Origin of the sequence: Variovorax sp. EBFNA2, assembly GCF_033802765.1 — a bacterium.
Classification (GTDB): Bacteria; Pseudomonadota; Gammaproteobacteria; order Burkholderiales; family Burkholderiaceae_C; genus Variovorax; species Variovorax paradoxus_H.
Window position 1 is genome coordinate 348,543 of sequence record NZ_CP138497.1, and the last position, 19,770, is coordinate 368,312.

At 61.5% G+C, this 19,770-nt stretch carries 18 protein-coding genes and 2 pseudogenes; 16 read left to right on the forward strand and 4 right to left on the reverse strand.

Translation table 11 applies throughout. The features are described 5' to 3' along the window. Nucleotides 1–2 precede the first annotated feature (2 nt). From RZE79_RS31965 to RZE79_RS32035, 15 genes and pseudogenes are all read left to right on the forward strand, one after another. The gene (locus RZE79_RS31965) at nt 3–425 is read left to right on the forward strand and encodes a thioesterase family protein (RefSeq protein ID WP_319362256.1); all 423 of its coding nucleotides are present in this window, start codon (nt 3–5) and stop codon (nt 423–425) included. Nucleotides 426–456: 31 nt separating this feature from the next. Continuing rightward, complete coding sequence (locus RZE79_RS31970; RefSeq protein ID WP_319362257.1) at nt 457–1,335, forward strand: 3-keto-5-aminohexanoate cleavage protein; 879 nt, start codon at nt 457–459, stop codon at nt 1,333–1,335. Between the two features lie 8 nt (nt 1,336–1,343). Then, nucleotides 1,344–2,351, forward strand: a complete 1,008-nt coding sequence (locus RZE79_RS31975; protein WP_319362258.1) for a 3-hydroxyacyl-CoA dehydrogenase NAD-binding domain-containing protein — start codon at nt 1,344–1,346, stop codon at nt 2,349–2,351. Further along, nucleotides 2,348–4,084 (forward strand): acyl-CoA dehydrogenase family protein, encoded by a 1,737-nt coding sequence (locus RZE79_RS31980; protein WP_319362259.1) that lies wholly within the window; start codon nt 2,348–2,350, stop codon nt 4,082–4,084. The genes RZE79_RS31975 and RZE79_RS31980 overlap by 4 nt, the downstream gene beginning before the upstream one ends. A 20-nt stretch (nt 4,085–4,104) precedes the next feature. Then, entirely contained in the window at nt 4,105–4,902 is a 798-nt protein-coding gene (locus tag RZE79_RS31985; RefSeq protein ID WP_319362260.1) for a crotonase/enoyl-CoA hydratase family protein, read from the forward strand. A gap of 12 nt (nt 4,903–4,914) precedes the next feature. Beyond that, nucleotides 4,915–6,060, forward strand: a complete 1,146-nt coding sequence (locus RZE79_RS31990) for an FAD-dependent monooxygenase (RefSeq protein WP_319362261.1) — start codon at nt 4,915–4,917, stop codon at nt 6,058–6,060. Between the two features lie 29 nt (nt 6,061–6,089). Then, entirely contained in the window at nt 6,090–7,661 is a 1,572-nt protein-coding gene (locus tag RZE79_RS31995; RefSeq protein ID WP_319362262.1) for an AMP-binding protein, read from the forward strand. An 87-nt stretch (nt 7,662–7,748) separates the two neighbouring features. Continuing rightward, nucleotides 7,749–8,903, forward strand: a complete 1,155-nt coding sequence (locus RZE79_RS32000; RefSeq protein WP_319362263.1) for an ABC transporter substrate-binding protein — start codon at nt 7,749–7,751, stop codon at nt 8,901–8,903. Between the two features lie 42 nt (nt 8,904–8,945). Further along, nucleotides 8,946–10,061: an alcohol dehydrogenase catalytic domain-containing protein gene (locus tag RZE79_RS32005; RefSeq protein ID WP_319362264.1), complete on the forward strand. Its 1,116-nt coding sequence runs from the start codon at nt 8,946–8,948 to the stop codon at nt 10,059–10,061. Between the two features lie 30 nt (nt 10,062–10,091). Further along, nucleotides 10,092–10,634 carry a cupin domain-containing protein gene (locus tag RZE79_RS32010; protein ID WP_319362265.1) on the forward strand — a complete coding sequence of 181 codons (543 nt, stop codon included), beginning with the start codon at nt 10,092–10,094 and terminating at the stop codon, nt 10,632–10,634. Nucleotides 10,635–10,651: 17 nt separating this feature from the next. Further along, nucleotides 10,652–11,689 (forward strand): branched-chain amino acid ABC transporter permease, encoded by a 1,038-nt coding sequence (locus RZE79_RS32015; RefSeq protein ID WP_319362266.1) that lies wholly within the window; start codon nt 10,652–10,654, stop codon nt 11,687–11,689. A 1-nt stretch (nt 11,690) separates the two neighbouring features. Beyond that, on the forward strand, nt 11,691–13,523 hold the full coding sequence (locus tag RZE79_RS32020) for a branched-chain amino acid ABC transporter ATP-binding protein/permease (RefSeq protein ID WP_319362267.1): 1,833 nt from the start codon (nt 11,691–11,693) through the stop codon (nt 13,521–13,523). Between the two features lies 1 nt (nt 13,524). Further along, nucleotides 13,525–14,256 carry an ABC transporter ATP-binding protein gene (locus tag RZE79_RS32025; protein ID WP_319362268.1) on the forward strand — a complete coding sequence of 244 codons (732 nt, stop codon included), beginning with the start codon at nt 13,525–13,527 and terminating at the stop codon, nt 14,254–14,256. 197 nt (nt 14,257–14,453) lie between these two features. Continuing rightward, the gene (gene leuD / locus RZE79_RS32030) at nt 14,454–15,158 is read left to right on the forward strand and encodes a 3-isopropylmalate dehydratase small subunit (RefSeq protein ID WP_319362269.1); all 705 of its coding nucleotides are present in this window, start codon (nt 14,454–14,456) and stop codon (nt 15,156–15,158) included. 12 nt (nt 15,159–15,170) lie between these two features. Beyond that, nucleotides 15,171–15,409: pseudogene (locus RZE79_RS32035) on the forward strand (CoA-transferase); the annotation flags it as partial. Here the strand turns inward: RZE79_RS32035 and RZE79_RS32040 are convergent. The 4 genes and pseudogenes from RZE79_RS32040 to RZE79_RS32055 form a co-directional block, all read right to left on the reverse strand. Then, nucleotides 15,403–15,474: pseudogene (locus RZE79_RS32040) on the reverse strand (winged helix-turn-helix transcriptional regulator); the annotation flags it as partial. The pseudogenes RZE79_RS32035 and RZE79_RS32040 sit on opposite strands and share 7 nt — an antisense overlap. 166 nt (nt 15,475–15,640) lie before the next feature. Continuing rightward, on the reverse strand, nt 15,641–16,597 hold the full coding sequence (locus RZE79_RS32045; RefSeq protein ID WP_319362270.1) for a cysteine synthase family protein: 957 nt from the start codon (nt 16,595–16,597) through the stop codon (nt 15,641–15,643). 96 nt (nt 16,598–16,693) lie between these two features. Beyond that, nucleotides 16,694–17,434, reverse strand: a complete 741-nt coding sequence (locus RZE79_RS32050) for a glutamine amidotransferase (protein WP_319362271.1) — start codon at nt 17,432–17,434, stop codon at nt 16,694–16,696. Nucleotides 17,435–17,444: 10 nt separating this feature from the next. Further along, on the reverse strand, nt 17,445–18,365 hold the full coding sequence (locus RZE79_RS32055) for a carbon-nitrogen hydrolase family protein (RefSeq protein WP_319362272.1): 921 nt from the start codon (nt 18,363–18,365) through the stop codon (nt 17,445–17,447). A gap of 81 nt (nt 18,366–18,446) precedes the next feature. On the opposite strand from RZE79_RS32055, the gene RZE79_RS32060 reads away from it, so the two are divergent. Further along, nucleotides 18,447–19,367 (forward strand): LysR family transcriptional regulator, encoded by a 921-nt coding sequence (locus tag RZE79_RS32060; protein ID WP_319362273.1) that lies wholly within the window; start codon nt 18,447–18,449, stop codon nt 19,365–19,367. Nucleotides 19,368–19,770 lie beyond the last annotated feature (403 nt).

A 19,770-nucleotide genomic window follows, 5' to 3' on the forward strand; every position in this document is an offset into this window, starting at 1 on the left:
CGATGCGCACCTATCTCTACAACCGACTGATGCAGTGGAGTGAGTGCGATGCGGGCGGGATCATCTTCTTCCCGAACTACGCACGCTGGATGGTCGACGGCCTGAACCAGATGTTCCTGTCGCTCGGCATCGACCCCAACGCCATCCTCGATGCAGAGACCCGCGGCGGCCTACCCGTGCTGCAGCTCTCGATGCAGTTTCATCAAGCGCCGAAGCTCCATGAAACCGTGACGCACGAGATCCTGGTCGAAAAGATCGGCGGCAAGTCGTTGAACTTCAAGCATCGCTTCCTCGTGGGTGAAGTTCTCTGCATGGAGTCGACCGAGACCCGGGTCTGGGCCACGCACTCGCTCACGCAACCACCAGTCCTCACCACGCTGCCCGTGCCAGATCAGGTGCGAACGGCCCTTTCACTCGAAAGCTGACAACCCGGGCATCTGCCCAACGGAGACTCTCATGGCAAGCAACAAAGTAATCGTGACCGTCGCCCCCACGGGGGGCATGGCAAAGAAATCTCAAAACCCGAATCTTCCTACGCAGCCTGAGGAGATCGCGGAATCGGTGCATCGCTGCTACAACGCGGGCGCCTCGGTGGTTGCCATCCACGCGCGCCGCCCTGACGACCAAGCAACCTGCAATGCAGACATCTATCGCAGGATCAACCAGCTGGTGCGCGAGCGCTGCAACATCGTGATCAACAACTCCACCGGCGGGGGCGTCGACGGGGACATGCTGATTGAACGACCAGACGGTCTGTACGACGTGAACTTCGAGGAGCGTCTGAAGGGTCTGGACGCCGGCGCCGAGATGGCCACATTCGACGGCTTCACCGTCGCTGCGATACACGGCAAGCGGGAGATGATTGTCAGCACGACACCGAGCCAGTGCGATCGACTGGCCGCGCGCTTCATCGAGCGCGGCATCAAGCCCGAATGGGAAGTGTTCAGCCCTGCGCACATTCTCCAGGACGCCACGCGTCTGATCACGGTCTGCGACAAGCCGCCGTACTTCTTCAACTTCGTGCTGAATGTGGATCGCGGCTTCCAGGGTGCTATGCCTTACACGCCGGACATCCTGCAGATGATGGTCAAGCTGTTGCCCCCGAACTCGATCTTCAATGTCTCGGCTGCAGGCACGGCGCAGCTTCCGGCCACCACGCATGCACTCCTGCTCGGCGGACACGTGCGGGTCGGTCTGGAGGACAACCTCTATTACAGCAAGGGCGTGCACGCCACCAACGAGATGCTGGTCGAGCGGCAGGTTCGCATCATTCGCGAGCTCGGATTCGAGCCGGCCACTCCGGACGAAGCCCGCCAGATGATGGGCCTGGCGTAAGGCATATCGTGACACTCCTCGCGCTTGAAAACATCCGTGTGGCCGGCCTTGCCGGCGCCGGCTCCGTGGGCACCGCTTGGGCGGCGCTGATGCTGGCAAAGGACATGAAGGTCGTCGTGTACGACCCTTCCGAGGGCGCCGCCGAGCGACTTCGTGCGGGGGTGGAAGCGGCATGGCCCGCGCTGCGTGCACTTGGTAGCGCGAACCAGGCACACCCTCCGTTCGAGGCCCTGCGCTTTGCCGCTTCTCTGGAAGACATGGCTCGCCAAAGCGATATTGTTCAGGAGAACGTGGCGGAAGCCTTGGAGGTCAAGCGCGACGTCATAGCAAAGATCGACAGCGTCCTCGCATCCGATCGCCTCATTCTGTCGAGCAGCGGTGGCGTTCCTCCTTCGCAGCTGCAGGCCTTCTGCAGCCATCCAGAAAGGTTGCTTCTCGGGCACCCCTTCCATCCTGCGTACATCGTTCCGTTGGTCGAGGTGGTGGCGGGGGAGAAGACGTTGCCGGCGGCGGTGACGCTCGCCCGGCGCTTCTACGAAAAGCTCGGCAAGCATCCGATCACGCTGCAGAAGGAAATGACCGGCCACCTGTCGAACCGTTTGCAGTTTGCGCTCCTGCGTGAGGCGATCTACTGCTTGAGCGAGGGCGTGGCCAGCGCGGACGACATCGATGCCGCCATGCGCTTCGGGCTCGGCCCCCGCTGGGCTGTCATGGGTCCGTTGATGACCTTCAATCTTGCTGGTGGTGACGGTGGAATCGAACAGATCCTCGCCCGCTTCCGCACGGATGTCGAAGGCTGGTGGTCGTCGTTGGGCCAGCCATCGCTGACGCCCGAGGTTTGCGACTCGCTCAAGGCGGGTGCGCAGCTTTTGCGCAAGGGGCGCTCAAACGCCGAATGGTCGGCCTGGCGCGACCGCGAACTGGTTGATTTTCTCTCGTACCGGAATGCGCACCCGTATGCCGGCGACGATCCTGCGAACCTGGGCGCAGGCGCGGCAAGGGAGGTGGCGCGATGAATGACACCAACTACGGGTTACACGCGGACGTGATCCGAAAGCACATCGAACTCGTGCCAGGCTACAGGCCGTTGGCACAGCGCCTTCTTCCAGGCATCGATGTGTCGCCGGATTCGATCCAACAAATCCTCGATGCAGCTGCGAAGTTCGCCGAGGAAGTCCTCGTGCTGATCAATCGAGTTGGGGACGTAGAGGGCTGCCTCACGCTGAACGGTCGGGTGAGGACCGCGCCCGGCTATCGAGAGGCTTGGAAGAACCTTGCCGCGGCAGGTTGGAACAGCGTCGACCAGCCGGAGGAATATGGCGGTCAAGGCTTGCCAACCTTCGTGAACGCCGCGTGCCGCGAGCTCTTCGACCGGGCATGCATGGCAATTGGAATGGTCAGTGGGCCAACCCGCGCGGCAACCCAAGTGCTGATGCAATTTGCCTCGGAGGCAATCAAGGAAGAGTGGATCCCGAAGTTCGTGACTGGCGAATGGGCCGCCACGATCTGTATTTCGGAAGCGGACGCGGGCTCCGACGTCGGACGCATCCGTTCTCGCGCCACGCCCTCCGATGACGGCACATGGCGCCTGACCGGCGAGAAGATGTGGACCACCTTCGGTGACAACGATCTCGTCGAGAGAATCGGGCACCTGGTGTTGGCGCGGACGCCTGACGCGCCCCCCGGCAGCGCGGGCCTCAGTCTTTTCCTAGTGCCCAACTTCATCCATGACGCGGCGGGCGCACTGGCTCCCAACGGCGTGCAGGCGCGCCGGATTGAACACAAGCTCGGCCTGCACGGCTCGCCGACGTGCGCCATGGGTTTCGAAGGAGCGCAGTGCTACTTGCTCGGCAAGCAGCATCGTGGCTTGGCTCAGATGTTCGTGATGATCCAGACGATGCGCCAAATGGTGGCCATCGAAGGGGTAGGAATGGCTTTCGGCGCCGAACAGGTTGCCCTCGGCTATGCCGCCGAGCGCCGCCAGGGCGGTGATCCATCCAAGGCGCCGGTCGCCATCTCCAATCACGCCGATGTTCAGCGTCAGCTCTTGACGATGGCGAGCCGTGTGGAAGTACTTCACGGGCTGGTGTACGAGCTGATTATCCGCATCGACGCCCAACAGCTGGATTCCGCGAGCGCCGAGGGCAATCGCCCGGCCACGGACAACGTTGCGCAGTGGCTCCTTCCTATTGTCAAGGCCTCATGTGCAGACGCAGGACACGAGGTTCCTGACGAAGCCATCCAGGTTCTGGGTGGCGCCGGCTACACGACCGAATGGCCCGTCGAACAATGGATGCGCGACGCCCGGATGATGTCGATCGCCGAGGGAACGACCGGGGTGCAGGCGCTCGACCTCGTGCACCGCCGGCTCTGGCGAGACAACGGAAAGGGGTTGGGGGAGTTCCTGCAGGTCGCCTCCGCCGAAGTCGCGGCTGCCGATGCGTCCCTGGCAGTGCCTGCGGCTGCCACCCTCGCCATTCTCAAGGCTACCGGAGACGCCGTGCTCAAGCTTCAATCCTCGCCGCGTGACGCGGAGGCAGGAGCCGTTTCCTTCCTTAGGCTGGCGATGCTAGGCGCCACCGGCTGGATCGCCGTGCGACTTGCTAGCGCGCCCGGCGATGACCGAATCACCAGAAGACTCGCAGCAGCGGGCAAGTACTGGTTGAGCGACCTTGAAACGCGTGCTGCTCATGCAGCCAAACAAGCCACCGCCGGCGCCTCGTCGCTGGATCTCTTCGAACACATCTGACCGCCATTGCGGAACGTCCTATGACCGAATCTGAAGCAATCTCCTACGAGCTCCGAGGCAACATCGCCCTTATCGCGATCGATCGGCCCTCCAAGCGCAACGCGATGAACCAGGCCATGTTTGAAGCCTTGGGAAAGGCCGCGCAGCGCGCCCAGGAAGAGGCGCGTGTCGGGATCATCTACAGCCGCAACGAGAATTTCTCGGCGGGCCTTGATCTTGCCGAGCACATGGGCCGCACGCCGATTGACGGCCTCCACGACTCACGCGCCCAGCATGCGTTGCTGAACATCGTCGAGCAAGGAAAGATCCCCTTCATTGCAGCCCTTCAGGGTGCGACGATCGGTGCTGGGCTCGAGATCGCGGCCTCGGCGCACATCCGCGTCGCAGACGCCACCACGTACTTTGCCCTACCAGAGGGCAAGCGGGGCATCTTCGTTGGTGGTGGCGGCTCGGTTCGCGTGGCACGTTTGCTCAGCGTCACGCGAATGGTCGAGATGATGCTCACGTCTCGCGTCGTGAAGGCGGACGAGGCGCTCGCGGCCAACCTGGTGAACTTTGTCACCGCGGAAGGCGGCGCTCTCGACAAGGCGCTGGAGTTGGCGTCTGGAATCGCGACGAACTCTCCGATCTCCAACTACGCAATCATCAACGCCCTGCCTCGCATTCACGACATGTCGCACGACGACGGTCTTTTCGTCGAATCGCTGATGGCCGCGATGACGCAGACCAGCCCGGAGGCCCAGGCTGGCCTCAAGCAGTTCATCGAAAAGAAGGCCGACAGGCTCAAGCCAGTCGCTGCTCAAGCTTCCAAGTCCTGACAGGAGACAACCATGCGAGTCAAGATCCTCGGCGGTGGGCCAGCAGGCCTGTACGCAGGCTTTCGAATCAAGCGCCAGTTTCCGACTTCGGAGGTGGTCGTCTACGAACAGAACGCTGTCGGTGAGACGTTCGGTTTCGGCGTGGTGTTCTCGGACAAGGCCCTCGAGTTTCTGAGCGCCGAAGATCCTGAAGCGCTTGCGGCCATCACGGCTGGTCTGGAATCCTGGAGCGACATCGAACTGCGCATCCATGGGGAGTTCATCCGAATTGACGGCGTGGTCTTCACCGCGATCGCTCGGCTTCGGCTGCTGCAGGTGTTGCGCGAACGCGCCGAGTCTGCCGGCGTCGTGCTCGTGAACAGCAAGCTCATCACCGATCTGGCCGAACTGGGCGAGGCCGACCTCGTCATTGGCGCCGATGGCGTGAACTCGCTCGTGCGGAGAACTTACGAGAAGGAGTTCGGGACCAAGCTCGACCTGCTGAACAACCGGTTCGCGTGGTTCGGTGCGACCAAGCCCTTCAACTTCCTCACGCAAACGTTCAAGGCGACGCCCGACGGCAATTTCAACGCGCACCACTATCGGTACTCGCCTGATATGAGCACGTTCCTGGTCGAGGTGAATGAGCAAACCTTCGACCGGATCGGATTCGCATCGATGTCCGAAGACGAGTCGCGTGTGAAGTGCGAACAGGTCTTTGCCGAAGAGCTGCAGGGCGCGAGCCTTGTGACGAACAAGTCGCTCTGGAGGCGCTTTCCCAATATCAGTAACGCACACTGGTCGTCCGGAAAATACGTCCTGGTCGGTGATGCGCTGCGGACCGCGCATTTCTCCATCGGCTCCGGCACACGTCTCGCCTTGGAAGATGTTCAGGCTCTCACCAAGGCGCTTGCCGAAAACCCCAGCAGCATTCCTGACGCGCTTGCCGCCTTCGAGTCCGGCCGACGCCCCATCGTCGACAAGCTAATTGCGGCGTCGGCCAGGAGCTCCGGCTGGTACGAGAACTTCGAAGATCACATGAAGCTTCCCGCATGGGAGTTCGCCATGAGCTACATCGGTCGTTCGGGTCGCATCGATCCCGAGCGCCTGAAGGCCATGTCTCCTCGATTCGTCGCGGGTTTCGAGGCGTGGCGCGCCGCGCACCCGGAATTCGCGTGAGCAACTCAACCTCAACGAACGGAGCAACCATGTCATTCCCAGACGCAAACGTCTTCGGCGACATCGTGCGGGCTCAAAGCACGCTGGGCGCCAAGATTGCGTTTCGCGACGACGTTGTGGAGGTCAGCTTCGAGGATTTCGGCCGACGGGTAGAGCGCCTTGTCCAAGGTCTCCTGGCCGCCGGGGTTCGACCAGGTCAACGCGTTGCATTGCTCGGTCGTAACAGCGTCGCCTTCGCCGAATGGGTCGCAACGTGCTCGGCTGGCTTCATCCCAGTGCCTCTGAACTGGCGGCTGTCCCGTCCTGAGCTCGAGCAACTGCTGGCGGATTGCACGCCTGCGGTGATCGTCGCGGACTCGGTGTGGATTGAGGTCGCTGACGAGATGGCCAAGACCGTCTCTTCTGTGAGGATGCGAGTCGCGGTGGCCGATGGACGCGACGGATGGATCGGCCACGAGGACTTGATCAAACGCAGCGAGGGAAGCGCGACCTATCCGGCAGTGCAGCCCGATGACGTCGCATGTCTCATCTACACCAGTGGAACGACGAGCGCCCCCAAAGGCGCGTCCATCAGCCATCGCGGGCTGGTGGAGAACTGCAAGGCGTCAGCTACCCAAGCCATCGGCGTAACGGCAGCAGACGTTGTCCTCTGTGTGATGCCGATGTTTCACGTAGGGGGACTCTGCTACTACCTTCTGCCGAGCTACGGCGCCGGCGCCACCATCGTTTTGCGGCCGATGTTCGATCTCGCCGACCTCGTGTCGAGCTTGAAGAGCCATGCGGTGACGAATGTGCACCTTGTGCCGACGATGCTCGGCGACCTGATCGGTCATCCGGAGGCGCCCGCAGCAGCTGCCGCGCTTCGCAGGATCGTCTACGCCGGTTCTGCCATGCCCGTTGCACACCTGAAGCGCGCGCTTGCCGTGCTCGGCGGCTGCTCGTTCTCGCAGTCCTATGGATCAACCGAAGGCGGAATCATCTCCACGCTGACTCCCCGGGACCACGAGCAGGCGGTCGCCGATCCCGCAAGCGCACATCTGCTCGCATCCTGCGGTCGACCGTTAGGAGCAGACGAGATCCGCATCGAGACTGTCAACGGCGATCCTGCAGAGATCGGCGAACCAGGCGAAGTGCTGGTTAGAAGCGCGCGCACGATGGTCGGCTATTGGAATCTTCCCGAGAAGAGTGCAGCGGCCTTTGCTGGCGGATTCTTGCGGACTGGCGACATCGGCTATCAGGATGCGCAGGGCTATCTGTACCTGGTCGACCGCAAGAACGACATGGTCGTGAGCGGCGGAGAGAACGTCTTTCCGTCCGAAGTCGAGCAAGTGCTCCACCAATCGCCCGACGTGAGCGAAGCCGCTGTGTTTGGCGTCCGAGACCCGCGCTGGATCGAGAGGGTGGTCGCCGCTGTCGTACTGCGTCCGGGCTCACAGGCCTCCACCCAGGACCTCATTGCCTTCGCCAAGCTGCATCTCGCGGCCTACAAGTGCCCCAAGGAAATCTTCCTCGTGACGGAACTGCCGAAGAGCGGCGCGGGGAAGGTGCTGCGCAAGACGCTTCGAACCAAGTTCGGTGCGGCGTCACCGCCACCGAAGTAGTCGTCATCAGGATTGGTCGCGGGGCAAACGCTGCTGCGGCTCGAGTTCACCGTGCTTTCGTTCTTTTTCAACGTTACTGGAGACAAAATGAAATTCAAGCTTGCAACTTCCGCCGTCGCCGTCGCCGTCGCCTTTGCTGCGCTCGCCTGTTTGATGGGCACCGCATCTGCTCAGATCAAGGTAGGCATCATCACCGGCGCGTCGGGGCCGGGCGCCTCGCTGGGCATTCCCTACAAGAACACTTTCGCTGCCACTCCGAACACGCTCGGGGGCGAACCGGTGACCTACATCGTCGTCGACGACGCAACCGATCCCGCCAACGCGGCGCGCTTGGCACGGAAGCTCATCACCGAGGACAAGGTTGATCTGATCATCGGATCGGGCAACGTGCCCACTGCCTCCTCGATCAGCTTCGTCGCTTCCGAGACGAAGACCCCGCAGATCGCGCTGTCGCCGCTGAGCGGCGAGCCGGCAAAGAACCCGTGGGTATTCTCTATGTCGCTTCCCACCTCCTTGCAAATGGGTGCTGTGGCCGACCACATCAAGGCGAAGGGAGCGAAGACAGTCGGCTACATCGGTTTCAGCGACTCCTGGGGCGATCAGGTCTATACCGCCCTCACTGCGCACGCACCGGCTGCAGGGTTCAGCGTCACCACAAACGAGCGATACGCACGGCTCGATACGTCGGTGACCAGCCAGGCACTGAAGGTGGTTTCCTCCCGCCCGGATGTCGTTGTGCTGGGCGGCTCTGGAACGCCCGGCGCCCTGCCGCACACCACGTTGGTGGAGCGCGGCTACAAGGGGCAGATCTATCACAGCGCTGCGGTGGTCAATCCTGAATTCCTGAAGATTGGCGGCAAGGCACTTGAGGGCGCTCTGGTTTCCGCGGGTCCGGTCGTCGTCGCGGAGCAACTGCCCGACTCGAATCCTGTGAAAAAGCAGGGGCTCGAGTTCACCAAGGCCTACGAGGCGAAGTATGGACCGGGGACCCGGAACTCTTTCTCTGCGTACTCGTGGGACGCATATCTGCTTGCCGACAGGGCCGTCGCGGTTGCGAAGACGAAGGCCAAGCCGGGGACGCCGGAGTTCCGCCAAGCACTGCGCGATGCACTCGAGGCCACCAAGGATCTGGCAGGTGCTCAGGGCGTCTACACGATGTCCCCGACCGATCACGCTGGCGCCGACAAGCGTGCCGTCGTTCTCCTGCGCGTCGAGAACGGCGGCTGGAAGCTGGCGAACTGAACCGATCCGTACCTCAACGATTGATATTGGAGCGAGACAAATATGAGCAACAAGACCATGCGCGCCGCACGCCTTCACGATGTGGGCGGCAAATTCCAAGTTGACGAGGTCCCTGTCCCGGAGGTTCGGCCAACGGATGTCCTGGTCGAGGTGAAGGCGGCGGGCGTCGTCCCCAACCTGCGAAATGTCATCGCCAACTATCCGACCTGGTTCCCGTACCTGCCGCTGCCGAAGCTGCCTGCCATTTATGGCCTGGACACGGCCGGCATCGTGACGGCGGTTGGCAGCCAGGTCCGCTCTGGCGTCAAACCCGGCGATCGGGTGTACGTCAACCCCGGTCTCTCATGCGGTGGATGCGTGGCATGCCGAAGGGGCGACTCCGTCAACTGCACGGCATACACCTTCATGGGCTACTTCGGGTTCGGCCCGGGCTCGCAGCAGCTGTTCGAAGACTATCCGTACGGTGGATTCGGCCAATATCTCGTTGCGCCGGTTGCGAACCTCGTGAAGCTTCCCGAAAGCATCACCTTCGAACAGGGAGCGCGGTTCGGCTACCTCGGAACTGGCTACTCGGCCCTTCGCAAGGCGCAGTTCGCTCCGGGACAGACTGTCTTAGTTGACGGGGGCACCGGCACTCTGGGGGTTGGAACCGTGTTGCTTGCGCTCGCGATGGGCGCCTCGAAGGTCTTCCCGACAGGTCGCAATAAGACGCTTCTCGAAAAGCTGCAGGCGCTGGATCCGAAGCGAATCCATCCGGTCGCGGTGGGCGAAAAGTCGGTTGCGGAAATCGTGATGACAGCGACCGACGGCCTCGGGGTCGACGTTGTGATCCAGGCGCTTGGCGCGAACGCTCCGGCCGCCGCCGTGTTGGACTCTTTCAATGCGCTGCGCCGCGGTGGCAAAGCGATCAATGTGGGCGGCGTTGCGGAAACCCTCGCCCTTGAACCCATCCCCCTGATGGTCCAGCAGAAGTCCCTCATCGGATCGCTCTGGTTCACCACTGCGGAAGGAGAGGACATGGCAGCGATGGCTGCTTCTGGGCAGCTCGACCTGAGCGTCTTGGAGCACGAATCTTTTCCTCTTGAGAAAGTGAACGAAGCGTTGGACGCCGTCGATCAACGCACCGGCGGGTTCACGAACATCGTGATCGCTCACTGAGCCGCCCCCGATCCCACATTGGAGAACTCCATGCAAGTTCGACGCATCGTCACCGGCCATAGCCCGTCGGGCAAATCGGTCTTTATCTCTGACGGCACGCTGCCGCGCTACTCAGAGTTCAAACACGTGCCTGGCATGAGCGCAGGTCTGGGTTGGGAAACGCCCCCAAATCCGCAGGTGCCAGCGATTTCAGCGGACCCCGCCGCGACCGCGACGTCTTGGCTGCCGCAGACCGGCGGAACCAACGTCATGGTCGTCACGCTGCCGCCGGACTCGGTCATGGCAAGCCCCGATTTCGATCCTGCCACGGCCGGCGGTGAATACATGCAGATCCTGCCGGGTTTGGCTGAGCGCTTCGAAATGGACAGCCCAGGCATGCACACCACCGACAGCGTCGACTATGCGATGCTCCTCGAGGGGGAACTGCACCTCGAACTCGACGATGGCGCTTGCAAGGCCCTGAAGGTTCACGACCTGATCGTGCAGAACGGCACGCGCCACGCCTGGCGCAACAGGAGCGATCGTCCAGCCACGATCCTCTTCGTGCTGATTGGCGCCAAGCGCAACGGCTGAACCAAAGAAGGCCTCCCATGGACCTCTCCATTGCATCCCTACTTTTCGTTGACGGCGCAGTCAACGGGGCGGTCTATGCCCTGATGGCGATTGCCATCATTCTGGTGTTCACCGTCACACGCGTACTGTTCATCGCCCAGGGCGAGTTCGTCGTCTTCGGCGTGGTGACCTTGGCGCAGCTCCAACTGGGGAAGGTCCCATCCGCAGTCTGGCTCGTAGCGATCATGGCCGTGGCCTGCGTCGTCCAAGAAATCTGGAACGGCATCCGCCGGGGCAGCGTCCTTCAGGATGTTGCCATGGCGTGCGGGAGGGTGCTTGCCGTGCCAGCGATCGTAGTGGCGCTGGCCGCGTGGCTTGCACCGCTGAAGGCGCCGTTGGCCGTGCAGGTTCTTCTGACGCTCGCCATCATCACGCCCATGGGGTCGATGCTTTATCGGCTGGTGTACCGGTCGCTTGCGACTTCCACGGTGCTCACGCTTCTGATCGTCTCGGTCGGCGTTCATTTCGCGCTCACCAGCCTCGCCCTCGCTTTCTTTGGGCCCGAGGGATTTAGGACTCCTTCGTTCTTCGACGCGACGTGGTCCCTGGGTGACATTTCGATCAACAGCCAGAGCGCGATCGTCATCGGTGTGGCTGCGGTTCTCATTGCGCTGCTGTTCTGGCTCTTCACGCGGACGTTCCGAGGCATGAGCCTGCGGGCGACCGCCGTGAACCAGCTCGGAGCCCGGATCGTAGGCATCTCGGCGGAGAAGGCGGGAATGCTGAGCTTCACGCTCGCTGCGGGCGTCGGCGCCCTCTCGGGCGTACTCATCGGTCCCACAACGACGGTGTTCTACGACACGGGATTCCTGATCGGTCTGAAGGGCTTCGTTGCTGCGGTCTTCGCTGGCCTGGCCAACTTCCCCGGTGCGCTCGCTGGCGCCATCGTCGTTGGCTTGATCGAATCGTTCGGGTCATTCTGGGCAAGCGCTTTCAAGGAATCGATCGTGTTCGCCGCAATCATCCCGATCCTGCTGTGGCGATCGTTGCTGAACCGTGGTTCGGAGGAGCATTGAGATGGCTATCGCTGAAAAACTCCCTATGACCGCGACGCCAGCGCGAACGAAAAGCGCCAACGTTCGACGCGTCGGCATCATCGCGTTCGTTGTCCTGGTGCTTGCGCTTCCGCTGCTTCCCATCCCAGCGTTTCTCATCACCCAGATGAACTACATCGGGATCGACGCCTTGGTAGTTCTCGGCATCGTGCTGCTGACGGGCGTGGTCGGTCTGACGTCCTTCGGCCAGGCGGCCTTTGCCGGGATTGGCGCGTACACGACGGCCTATCTCTGCGTGACGATGGGCTTGTCACCCTGGGTCGGCCTCGTGGCGGGCCTGGCGCTCACGGGGGTGATCGCGATTTGCCTGGGATGGGTAACGCTTCGTATGTCCGACCACAACCTTCCGTTGGCAACGATCGCCTGGTGTATCGCGCTCTACTATGTGATCGGCAATCTGGATGCGCTCGGGAAGTACGACGGGATCAACAACGTTCCGCCGATCAGCATCGGCGCCTACAGCCTTCAAAGCGGACGGGACTTCTACTATCTGATCTGGGGCATCGCGCTAGCCGCAGCTCTTGCCATGCATCACCTGCTGGACTCGCGAACGGGCCGCGTGCTGCGCGCCATGAATGCGGATCACGGAGGCGGCGAGACGATGCCCGCGTCGATCGGTGCCTCGACCTTCCGTTACAAGCTGACCGCCTTCGTGATCGCGGCGCTGCTTGCGTCGGTCTCGGGATGGCTCTTCGCTCACATGCAGCGCGCCGTGACCCCGTCACCTTTCGGCATCGGCAAAAGCCTTGACTATCTCTTCATGGGAGTACTGGGCGGCGTGGGCCATATCTGGGGAGCATTTCTCGGCGCCGGGTTTTCGACAGTCCTGAAGGACGCGCTGCAGGATTGGATGCCGGCACTGTTCGGCGCCGGAGCGAACTATGAGGGCGTGATCTTCGGCTTGCTCTTGATCATTGTCCTGAAGGTGGCACCTCACGGCCTATGGTCGCTGGTTGGACGGGTGCTGCCGAGATCGCAGCGGAAGAACGACTGGAATGAAGCGGGCCCCTTGCCGGCGCGCGAGAAGGTCGCCAAGGGCGAGCGCCTGCTCGATGTGGACGCTATTCGCAAGCAGTTTGGCGGCTTGACCGCGGTGCACGACATCACCTTTTCGGTGAGGGGAGGCGAGATCGTGGGCTTGATTGGCCCGAACGGCGCCGGAAAGTCCACGACCTTCAATTTGATCTCGGGCGTGCTTCCCCTCACCGGTGGGCAGGTCATGGTCACGGGCGACCGCGTCGACGGTCGGCCCTCTCGTGAGATCGCTGCGCGCGGCGTGTCGAGGACCTTCCAGCACGTCAAACTGGTTCCCGATATGACGGTGCTGGAGAACGTCGCTATCGGGTGCTATCTCCGGACCTCCTCCGGCATTGCATCGTCGGTCCTTCGAATGGATCGGGGCGAGGAGAGGCGGGCATTGCGGGAGGCACAGAAGCAGATCAAACGCATTGGCCTCGGGGCATCGATGTACGAGGTCGCTGGGAACCTCTCGCTTGGCGCTCAGCGGCTCGTCGAGATAGCTCGCGCCCTCGCGTCGGATCCGACCCTTTTGCTTCTCGATGAGCCGGCCGCTGGTTTACGCCATGGGGAAAAGCAGGCGCTCGCGAACGTGCTGAGCCAGTTGCGCGGCGAGGGTCTGAGCTTGCTCCTGGTGGAGCACGACATGGAGTTCGTCATGAACCTGACGGACCGAATCGTAGTGATGGAGTTCGGCAAGAAGTTGATCGAGGGCACCCCGGTGGAGGTCCAGGAAAGCCCGCTTGTGCGCGCCGCCTACCTTGGAACGGAGCACTGACATGACGACCACTCTTCTGGAGATTTCGCAACTGCGCGCGGGCTATGGGAAGGCTGAGGTTCTGTCCGGCCTGGCCCTGAACGCTGCGAAAGGCACCATCGTCTCCGTCCTCGGCCCCAACGGAGCCGGAAAATCCACGCTCCTCAACTCGCTGAGCGGCGTGATCGGCAGTCACGGTGTCCAGCGCTTCGAAGGTGAGGACGTTTCCAGGTTGTCGCTCGAGCAACGTGTGATGCGAGGCATCTCGCTGGTACCGGAGAAGCGAGAGCTCTTCACGACCATGACCGTCGAAGAGAACCTGTTGCTCGGTGGTCATCGGCCCCGAGAGTTGCGAGTCGCAGCATGGCGGGACACGACAGATCTTGTCTACGGTCTCTTCCCTCGCCTGAAGGAAAGAAGCAAGCAACTTGCGGGGACCCTATCGGGCGGCGAGAGGCAGATGCTTGCAGTGGGACGGGCCCTGATGGGGCAGCCGAAGCTGTTGATGCTTGACGAGCCGAGCTTGGGTCTCGCACCTCTGATCGTCGCCGAGATGATGAAGGCGATCAACAAACTCAAGGAGGCCGGTTTGACCGTGCTGCTCGTCGAACAGAACGCACGAGCGGCCCTCGAGATCTCTGATTGGGCCTATGTCCTCGAAGGTGGTACGTTCCTCATGCAAGGAAGCGCCCAAGAGATGCGCTCCGATCCACGTCTCATCGAAAGTTACCTTGGTACCCGAAAGGCCGGCTGAGCGCGACGCGCAAGGCGCGCCACAGGTTGCAGCAGGGAAGAAGATGGTTTACCTCGAAGGTCCGGGAGCGTTGGCAAGCGTGGAGGTCGATGAGGCCCGCGAGAGGGCGCCCGTCTCTGGCTGGTACTTTGCCGCACCTTTGGTGTTGATGTTAGTGCTCGTCATAGTTTGCATTGTCCAGAACGGTCGGTAGTCCAATGGAGAAGCTCTCAACGGTTCATAGCATCGCTGTCCCGCTTGATCGGGACAACGTGGACACCGACGCCATCATTCCGAAGCAGTTCATGAAGTCGATCCGTCGCACTGGGTTCGGGCCGAACCTGTTCGACGCCTGGAGATACCTTGATGCGGGAGAGCCCGGCAAGCCGCAGGGAAGCCGAAGGCCGAATCCAGACTTCGTTTTGAACCTGCCGAGGTACACGGGTCCGCGCATCCTCGTGACAGGATCGAACTTTGGATGCGGATCCAGTCGCGAGCACGCCCCTTGGGCGCTTCATCAGTTTGGCTTCCGTGTCCTCATCGCGTCTTCATTTGCCGAGATCTTCCGAAGCAACGTGTTCAAGAACGGGATGCTGGCGATCACCTTGGATCCATCAATCGTCAGAAAAATGTTGGACGACATCGTCGCTCAGCCTGGGTACGCGCTGTCGGTAGACCTCATTGGCCAGCGGATCGCGCTTCCAGACGGAGATTTTGTTGAGTTCCAGGTTGCGCCCTTTCAGAAGAAGTGTTTGCTTGAGGGCTTGGACGAGATTGAGCTGACCTTGCGGCACTCGGAAAAGATCGCCGCCTTTGAGGCGGAACGTCTCACCCGACAGCCATGGCTTAGGAATGTTCTGGCTGAAGACGGACGACCAGGGGAACCAATATCGCGGAGTTCGCGGCGCTCCGGACCAACCTAGAAGGATCTCATCATGGCGAACAAGATTTATCCCTCCGCCGACGCGGCGCTTCAAGGGTGTCGTGGCCGATGGCCAGACGCTCGCCGTCGGTGGCTTCGGGCCTGTGCGTCATCCCCGAGGCGCTGATCGACGTACTGCACGATTCGGGTGTGAAAAACTTGACCTGCATCTCCAACAACGCGGGCGTCGACGGCTTCGGCCCCGACACAATGAGTATCTCAGAAGCTTGGGGTGGCATGACCTATTCGACGTTCGACAGGGCGCCGTCACGTTGCAGCTCGTCGAGAATGCGCAGGTCGATGGTGTCGAGTTCCATGCGCACAGACCCTCTTTGGGCGGTCACGCTGGTTGTCCGCGCTGAGGTATATGCATTGTCTTGCCTTTGCCGACACTGGGAAGCACTATCATCGACATGACGCTTGTCAAGCACCCTTCAGGTGCGGCATTGCCGCGTCACACAATCGCAAGTTCACGATCCTCACCTATGCAGAAGGAGCGGAGAAGAGATTGCCGTTCATGTATTTCAGGCCCGTATCCGATGCGACAGTGACGACCGTTGCATCGGGTCCAAGTTCACGAGCGAGCTGTATTGCGGCGGTTACGTTTAGGCCGGTCGATGTCCCAGCAAGCAATCCTTCTTCGCTCGCCAGGCGTCGGCACATCCGACGCGCCTCGACTTCGGAGATTGCCCGTACTTCGTCATAGAGGTCTCGATCCAGCAGTGGTGGAACGAAGCCGATGCCAATCCCTTCGACATGGTGCTCGCCGGCGAAGCCGTGAGATATAAGGGGGGAAGTAGCAGGCTCGAGGACGACGATTCGCGTATCTTGGGCAGCTGCTTTGAGGGCCCTCGACACCCTCATCACCATGCCCGCCACTCCAACTGCTCCGCAGAAAGCTGAAATGCCGTTGGGAAACTGCTTGATGAGCTCGACTCCGATCTGCTCGTACCCGATGAGAGCATCGCGGTTGTTGAACTGGTCGGTCCGATAGCAATTTCCCTCGTCGGCGATCTCTTTCGATCGCTGAATCATCGAAGGAATCAAGTTTGCCGAAATATTCCCAGACGGACTGTGAATCAGCTCAACCTCTGCGCCGAAAGCAGCCATCGTTTTCAGTTTCTCTTGAGCGAATGCGTTGGACGAAACGATCCGAAATCGATAGCCCTTGACCGCACAGACAAATGCGAGAGACGAGCCGGTGCTTCCCCCGCTTGCCTCGACGACAGTCATGCCTGGCTTGAGAGTTCCTCGGGCCTCTGCTTCCTCGACCATTGTCTTCGCCATACGATCTTTGTATGAACCTGTTGGATTGAAGTACTCCAACTTCACGTATACAGATCCACTGCCCTCCGGCACCACTCGCCGAAGTTTTACGACCGGTGTATTTCCAATTGCACACAGAGCCGATTCCGATGGAAGAGGGCGAGGCTGGGTCATAAGAACGAAGAACGCATTGTTGCATCGATACGGATAAGGACGTGCACAACGGGTATCGCATACCTGTTAGATCCCGCGCGCTGGAGGTCGCCGCGGTTACCAAGAGTCAGCCGACACCTGTGCCGCTGTTGTGGCGAACTTCATGAGAATTGCGTGTGCATCGGGTGTAGGCGCAAGCTCGAGGAGCAGCTGTTCGACGTCTGCGCCTTCTTGTTCGAGGATGGTTCTGCGTCGCTGGATGCACAACGACATGATCGCCGGCGTGAACTCCGGATGAAACTGAATGGAAAAGGCATTCGGGCCGTAGCGAAGAATCTGATTCTCGTCATGTTCCGAGGCGCCTAGGACCACAGCGCCGGGTGGTTTGACCAGAACTGTCTGTGCGTGCGTCAGTAGCGCCGGGAACTCGCCGGGGATGTGTGCTAGGAGGGGATCGTTGATGCTCTCCTGCCGCAGCCGGATGGTCTGGAGGCCCAGTTCCCGACCTCGCGGGTGGTAGCCCACGAGTCCGCCAAGGGCGTGGGCCATGAGCTGATGTCCGTAGCAGACGCCGAGCAGCGGCACATCCGCTGCAACCAGCTGGCGGATCCACTCGGCCGTGCGTTCACTCCAGTCATGGAGATCGGTCACCATGTGCCATGAGCCAGTAACCACCGCGCCAGCAAAGCTGCCCGGTTGTGGCAACGGTTCGCCCATGTGCGGGCGCACCACCAGCACGTCGAGGTTCGCGGGAGCGAGCGCGGCGAGAAACCAGTCTGGTTGTTCGCCCAGCGCTTCACTCACGTCGTACGGCGGGCGTCCCATCTGGACGATCAATATCGGTAACTGTGCGCTCATTGCCGCAGGCTCAGTTGAACTCGACCGGGCGCTTCTGCCTCGTGTCCACGCTCAATGTGAAAACGTCCGGTCGTGCGTAGTGCCCCACCACGTCGAAGTCGTAGCGCGCGCGCACTAGTTCCTCAGTATCGATCTCGGCCACGACCAGCCCTACCTCGTTGAAGAGGGGACCAGCCAATACATCGCCGTACGGTCCGACGATCAGGCTGCCTCCGCGAATAAGGGGGCGGGATGGCTCCCAATTCGGCACCTCGATTCCAAGCTGGGACGGGGACTGCTGCACTTGGCACGCACTGATCACGAAGGAGCGTCCCTCGTGCGCGATATGGCGCATGGAACATTGCCAGACATCGCGCTCGTCCACCGTCGGTGCACACCAGATCTGCACCCCCTTCGCATACATCGCTGTCCGCAGCAGCGGCATGTGGTTCTCCCAGCAGATGGCGGCACCTAGGCGACCTGCGGCTGAATCAACGATCGGAAGCGTTGAGCCGTCGCCTTGGCCCCAGATCAGGCGTTCGGTGCCGGTCGGCATCAGCTTGCGATGCTTGGCCATCAGCCCGCTCTCAGGCTCGAAGAACAGAGCGGAGCAATAGAGGGTGTTGCCGCCGCGCTCGATCACGCCGACCACCAGACTCGCCTTTGCCCGGCGCGAGAGGTCCGCGAGCGCATCTGTTTCCGGCCCGGGAACGTCGATGGCATTGGCGTAGTAGCGACCATAGGCCTCACGCCCCTCCGGAAGCCGATAGCCCAGGCGCGTGCCGAAGATTTCGCCCTTCGGGTAGCCCCCCAGCAGTGCTTCCGGCATCACCACCACGGACGCGCCGGATTCAATGATTTTTTCCTCGAAGCCTAGCACGAGGTCCAGGGTAGCTTTTTTGCCAGTGGGAAGAGCGCCGACTTGAAGCGCGGCTACTTTGGTTTTGGCCATGGGAGATTGAAGGTGTGAAGGAATATTGCGAGTATTGAATCCACGGCAAAATCAATCAACACCGTTCTGCTTGTGATAGATATGACCATGATTGATATCAGCGCTGTTGATCTGAACATTCTGAAGGTCTTCGAAGCCTTGTACGAAGAGGGCGGCGCTACGCGAGCGGGGGTGAGGTTGGGGCTGACTCAATCGGCTGTAAGCGCGGCACTTGCGCGGCTGCGCAAGACCTATGGCGATCAACTCTTTACTCGCACCGGCCGCGGGCTGATGCCGACGCTAAGGGCGCAAGAACTCAAACCTCTGATCAGCGAGGGGCTTAACAAGTGTCGCCAAAGCTTGTCCATGAGCGGCAGCGGTGGCAATGACTTCCACGGCCGCTCGATCGTTGTCGGCTTGTCAGACGACTTCGAGGTTGCGTTCGGACGGCTGTTCATCGATGCGGTGGCGGCCCGGGCACCTGGATTGCGGTTGGCGTTCCGCCAGACGCACAGCCTGGTGGTAGGCAACATGCTGCAAGCGCGGCTCGCCGATGTCGCCGTGGTGTCGGGCGGCCTATCCTCGCGTCTGCTTGGCCACGAGGCGATTGGCCAGGGCCGCTACGCGTGCCTTATGGATCCTGCGTATGCACCGTCCACACGAGGACTGACCTTGCCGGAGTACGTCCGCAGAGGCCACTTGCTAGTTTCCTCCGGCGGCTTCATCGGCGTGGTGGACGAGGTGCTTGCGGCCATCGGGCGACCGCGCCGAGTCGTCGCCTCGACGACGCACTTCGCCGCGCTTCCTCACCTTCTGTTTGGCAGCGACGCCATCGCGACGATCCCCAAACATGCCGCCTCGGCGATCGCGGCGCGAACGGGACTGCAGATGTTTGCCTGTCCATTGACTATGCCGCGCTACGCGGTGGAAGTCGGGTGGCGAACCGATGCGCTGCGCGATGCAGCCATCGCAGAAGTGCGACGCGTACTGCTTGGGGTCCTCCAGGCCGCTCATTGGTCCTAGGCGCTGTGACATGGATTGTCGACAGTAAGGCAGCTTCTACTCAATAAGGGGCGTAGCAGGGGGTGACCGCGCATGACGCGCGAACATCGCGCTCAATACGTGGGTTGTGCCCCGCTCGGCGGCCGACTTCGGAGCAGTAGGTAGAACACATTGCGCCAGCGGTGATTGACCTAGCCAATCTTCGACCTTGCCGCAGCAACACCCTCGTGCCCGTGGATGGCGGCGTTGTGATCATGCCACTACGCCTCAGTGTGGTTTCTAAGTGGGAGACGCAGCCGTGCGTGGCAGACCGCAATACCCCATCGCCTAATTGCCCTTGGTTGCGGCGAGCTGTCCAGGAAGAGAGCGCATCTCTTTGGTTGCACAAATAAAGTCATCTGTCAAGCCGCTGTTTTCCCTCTAC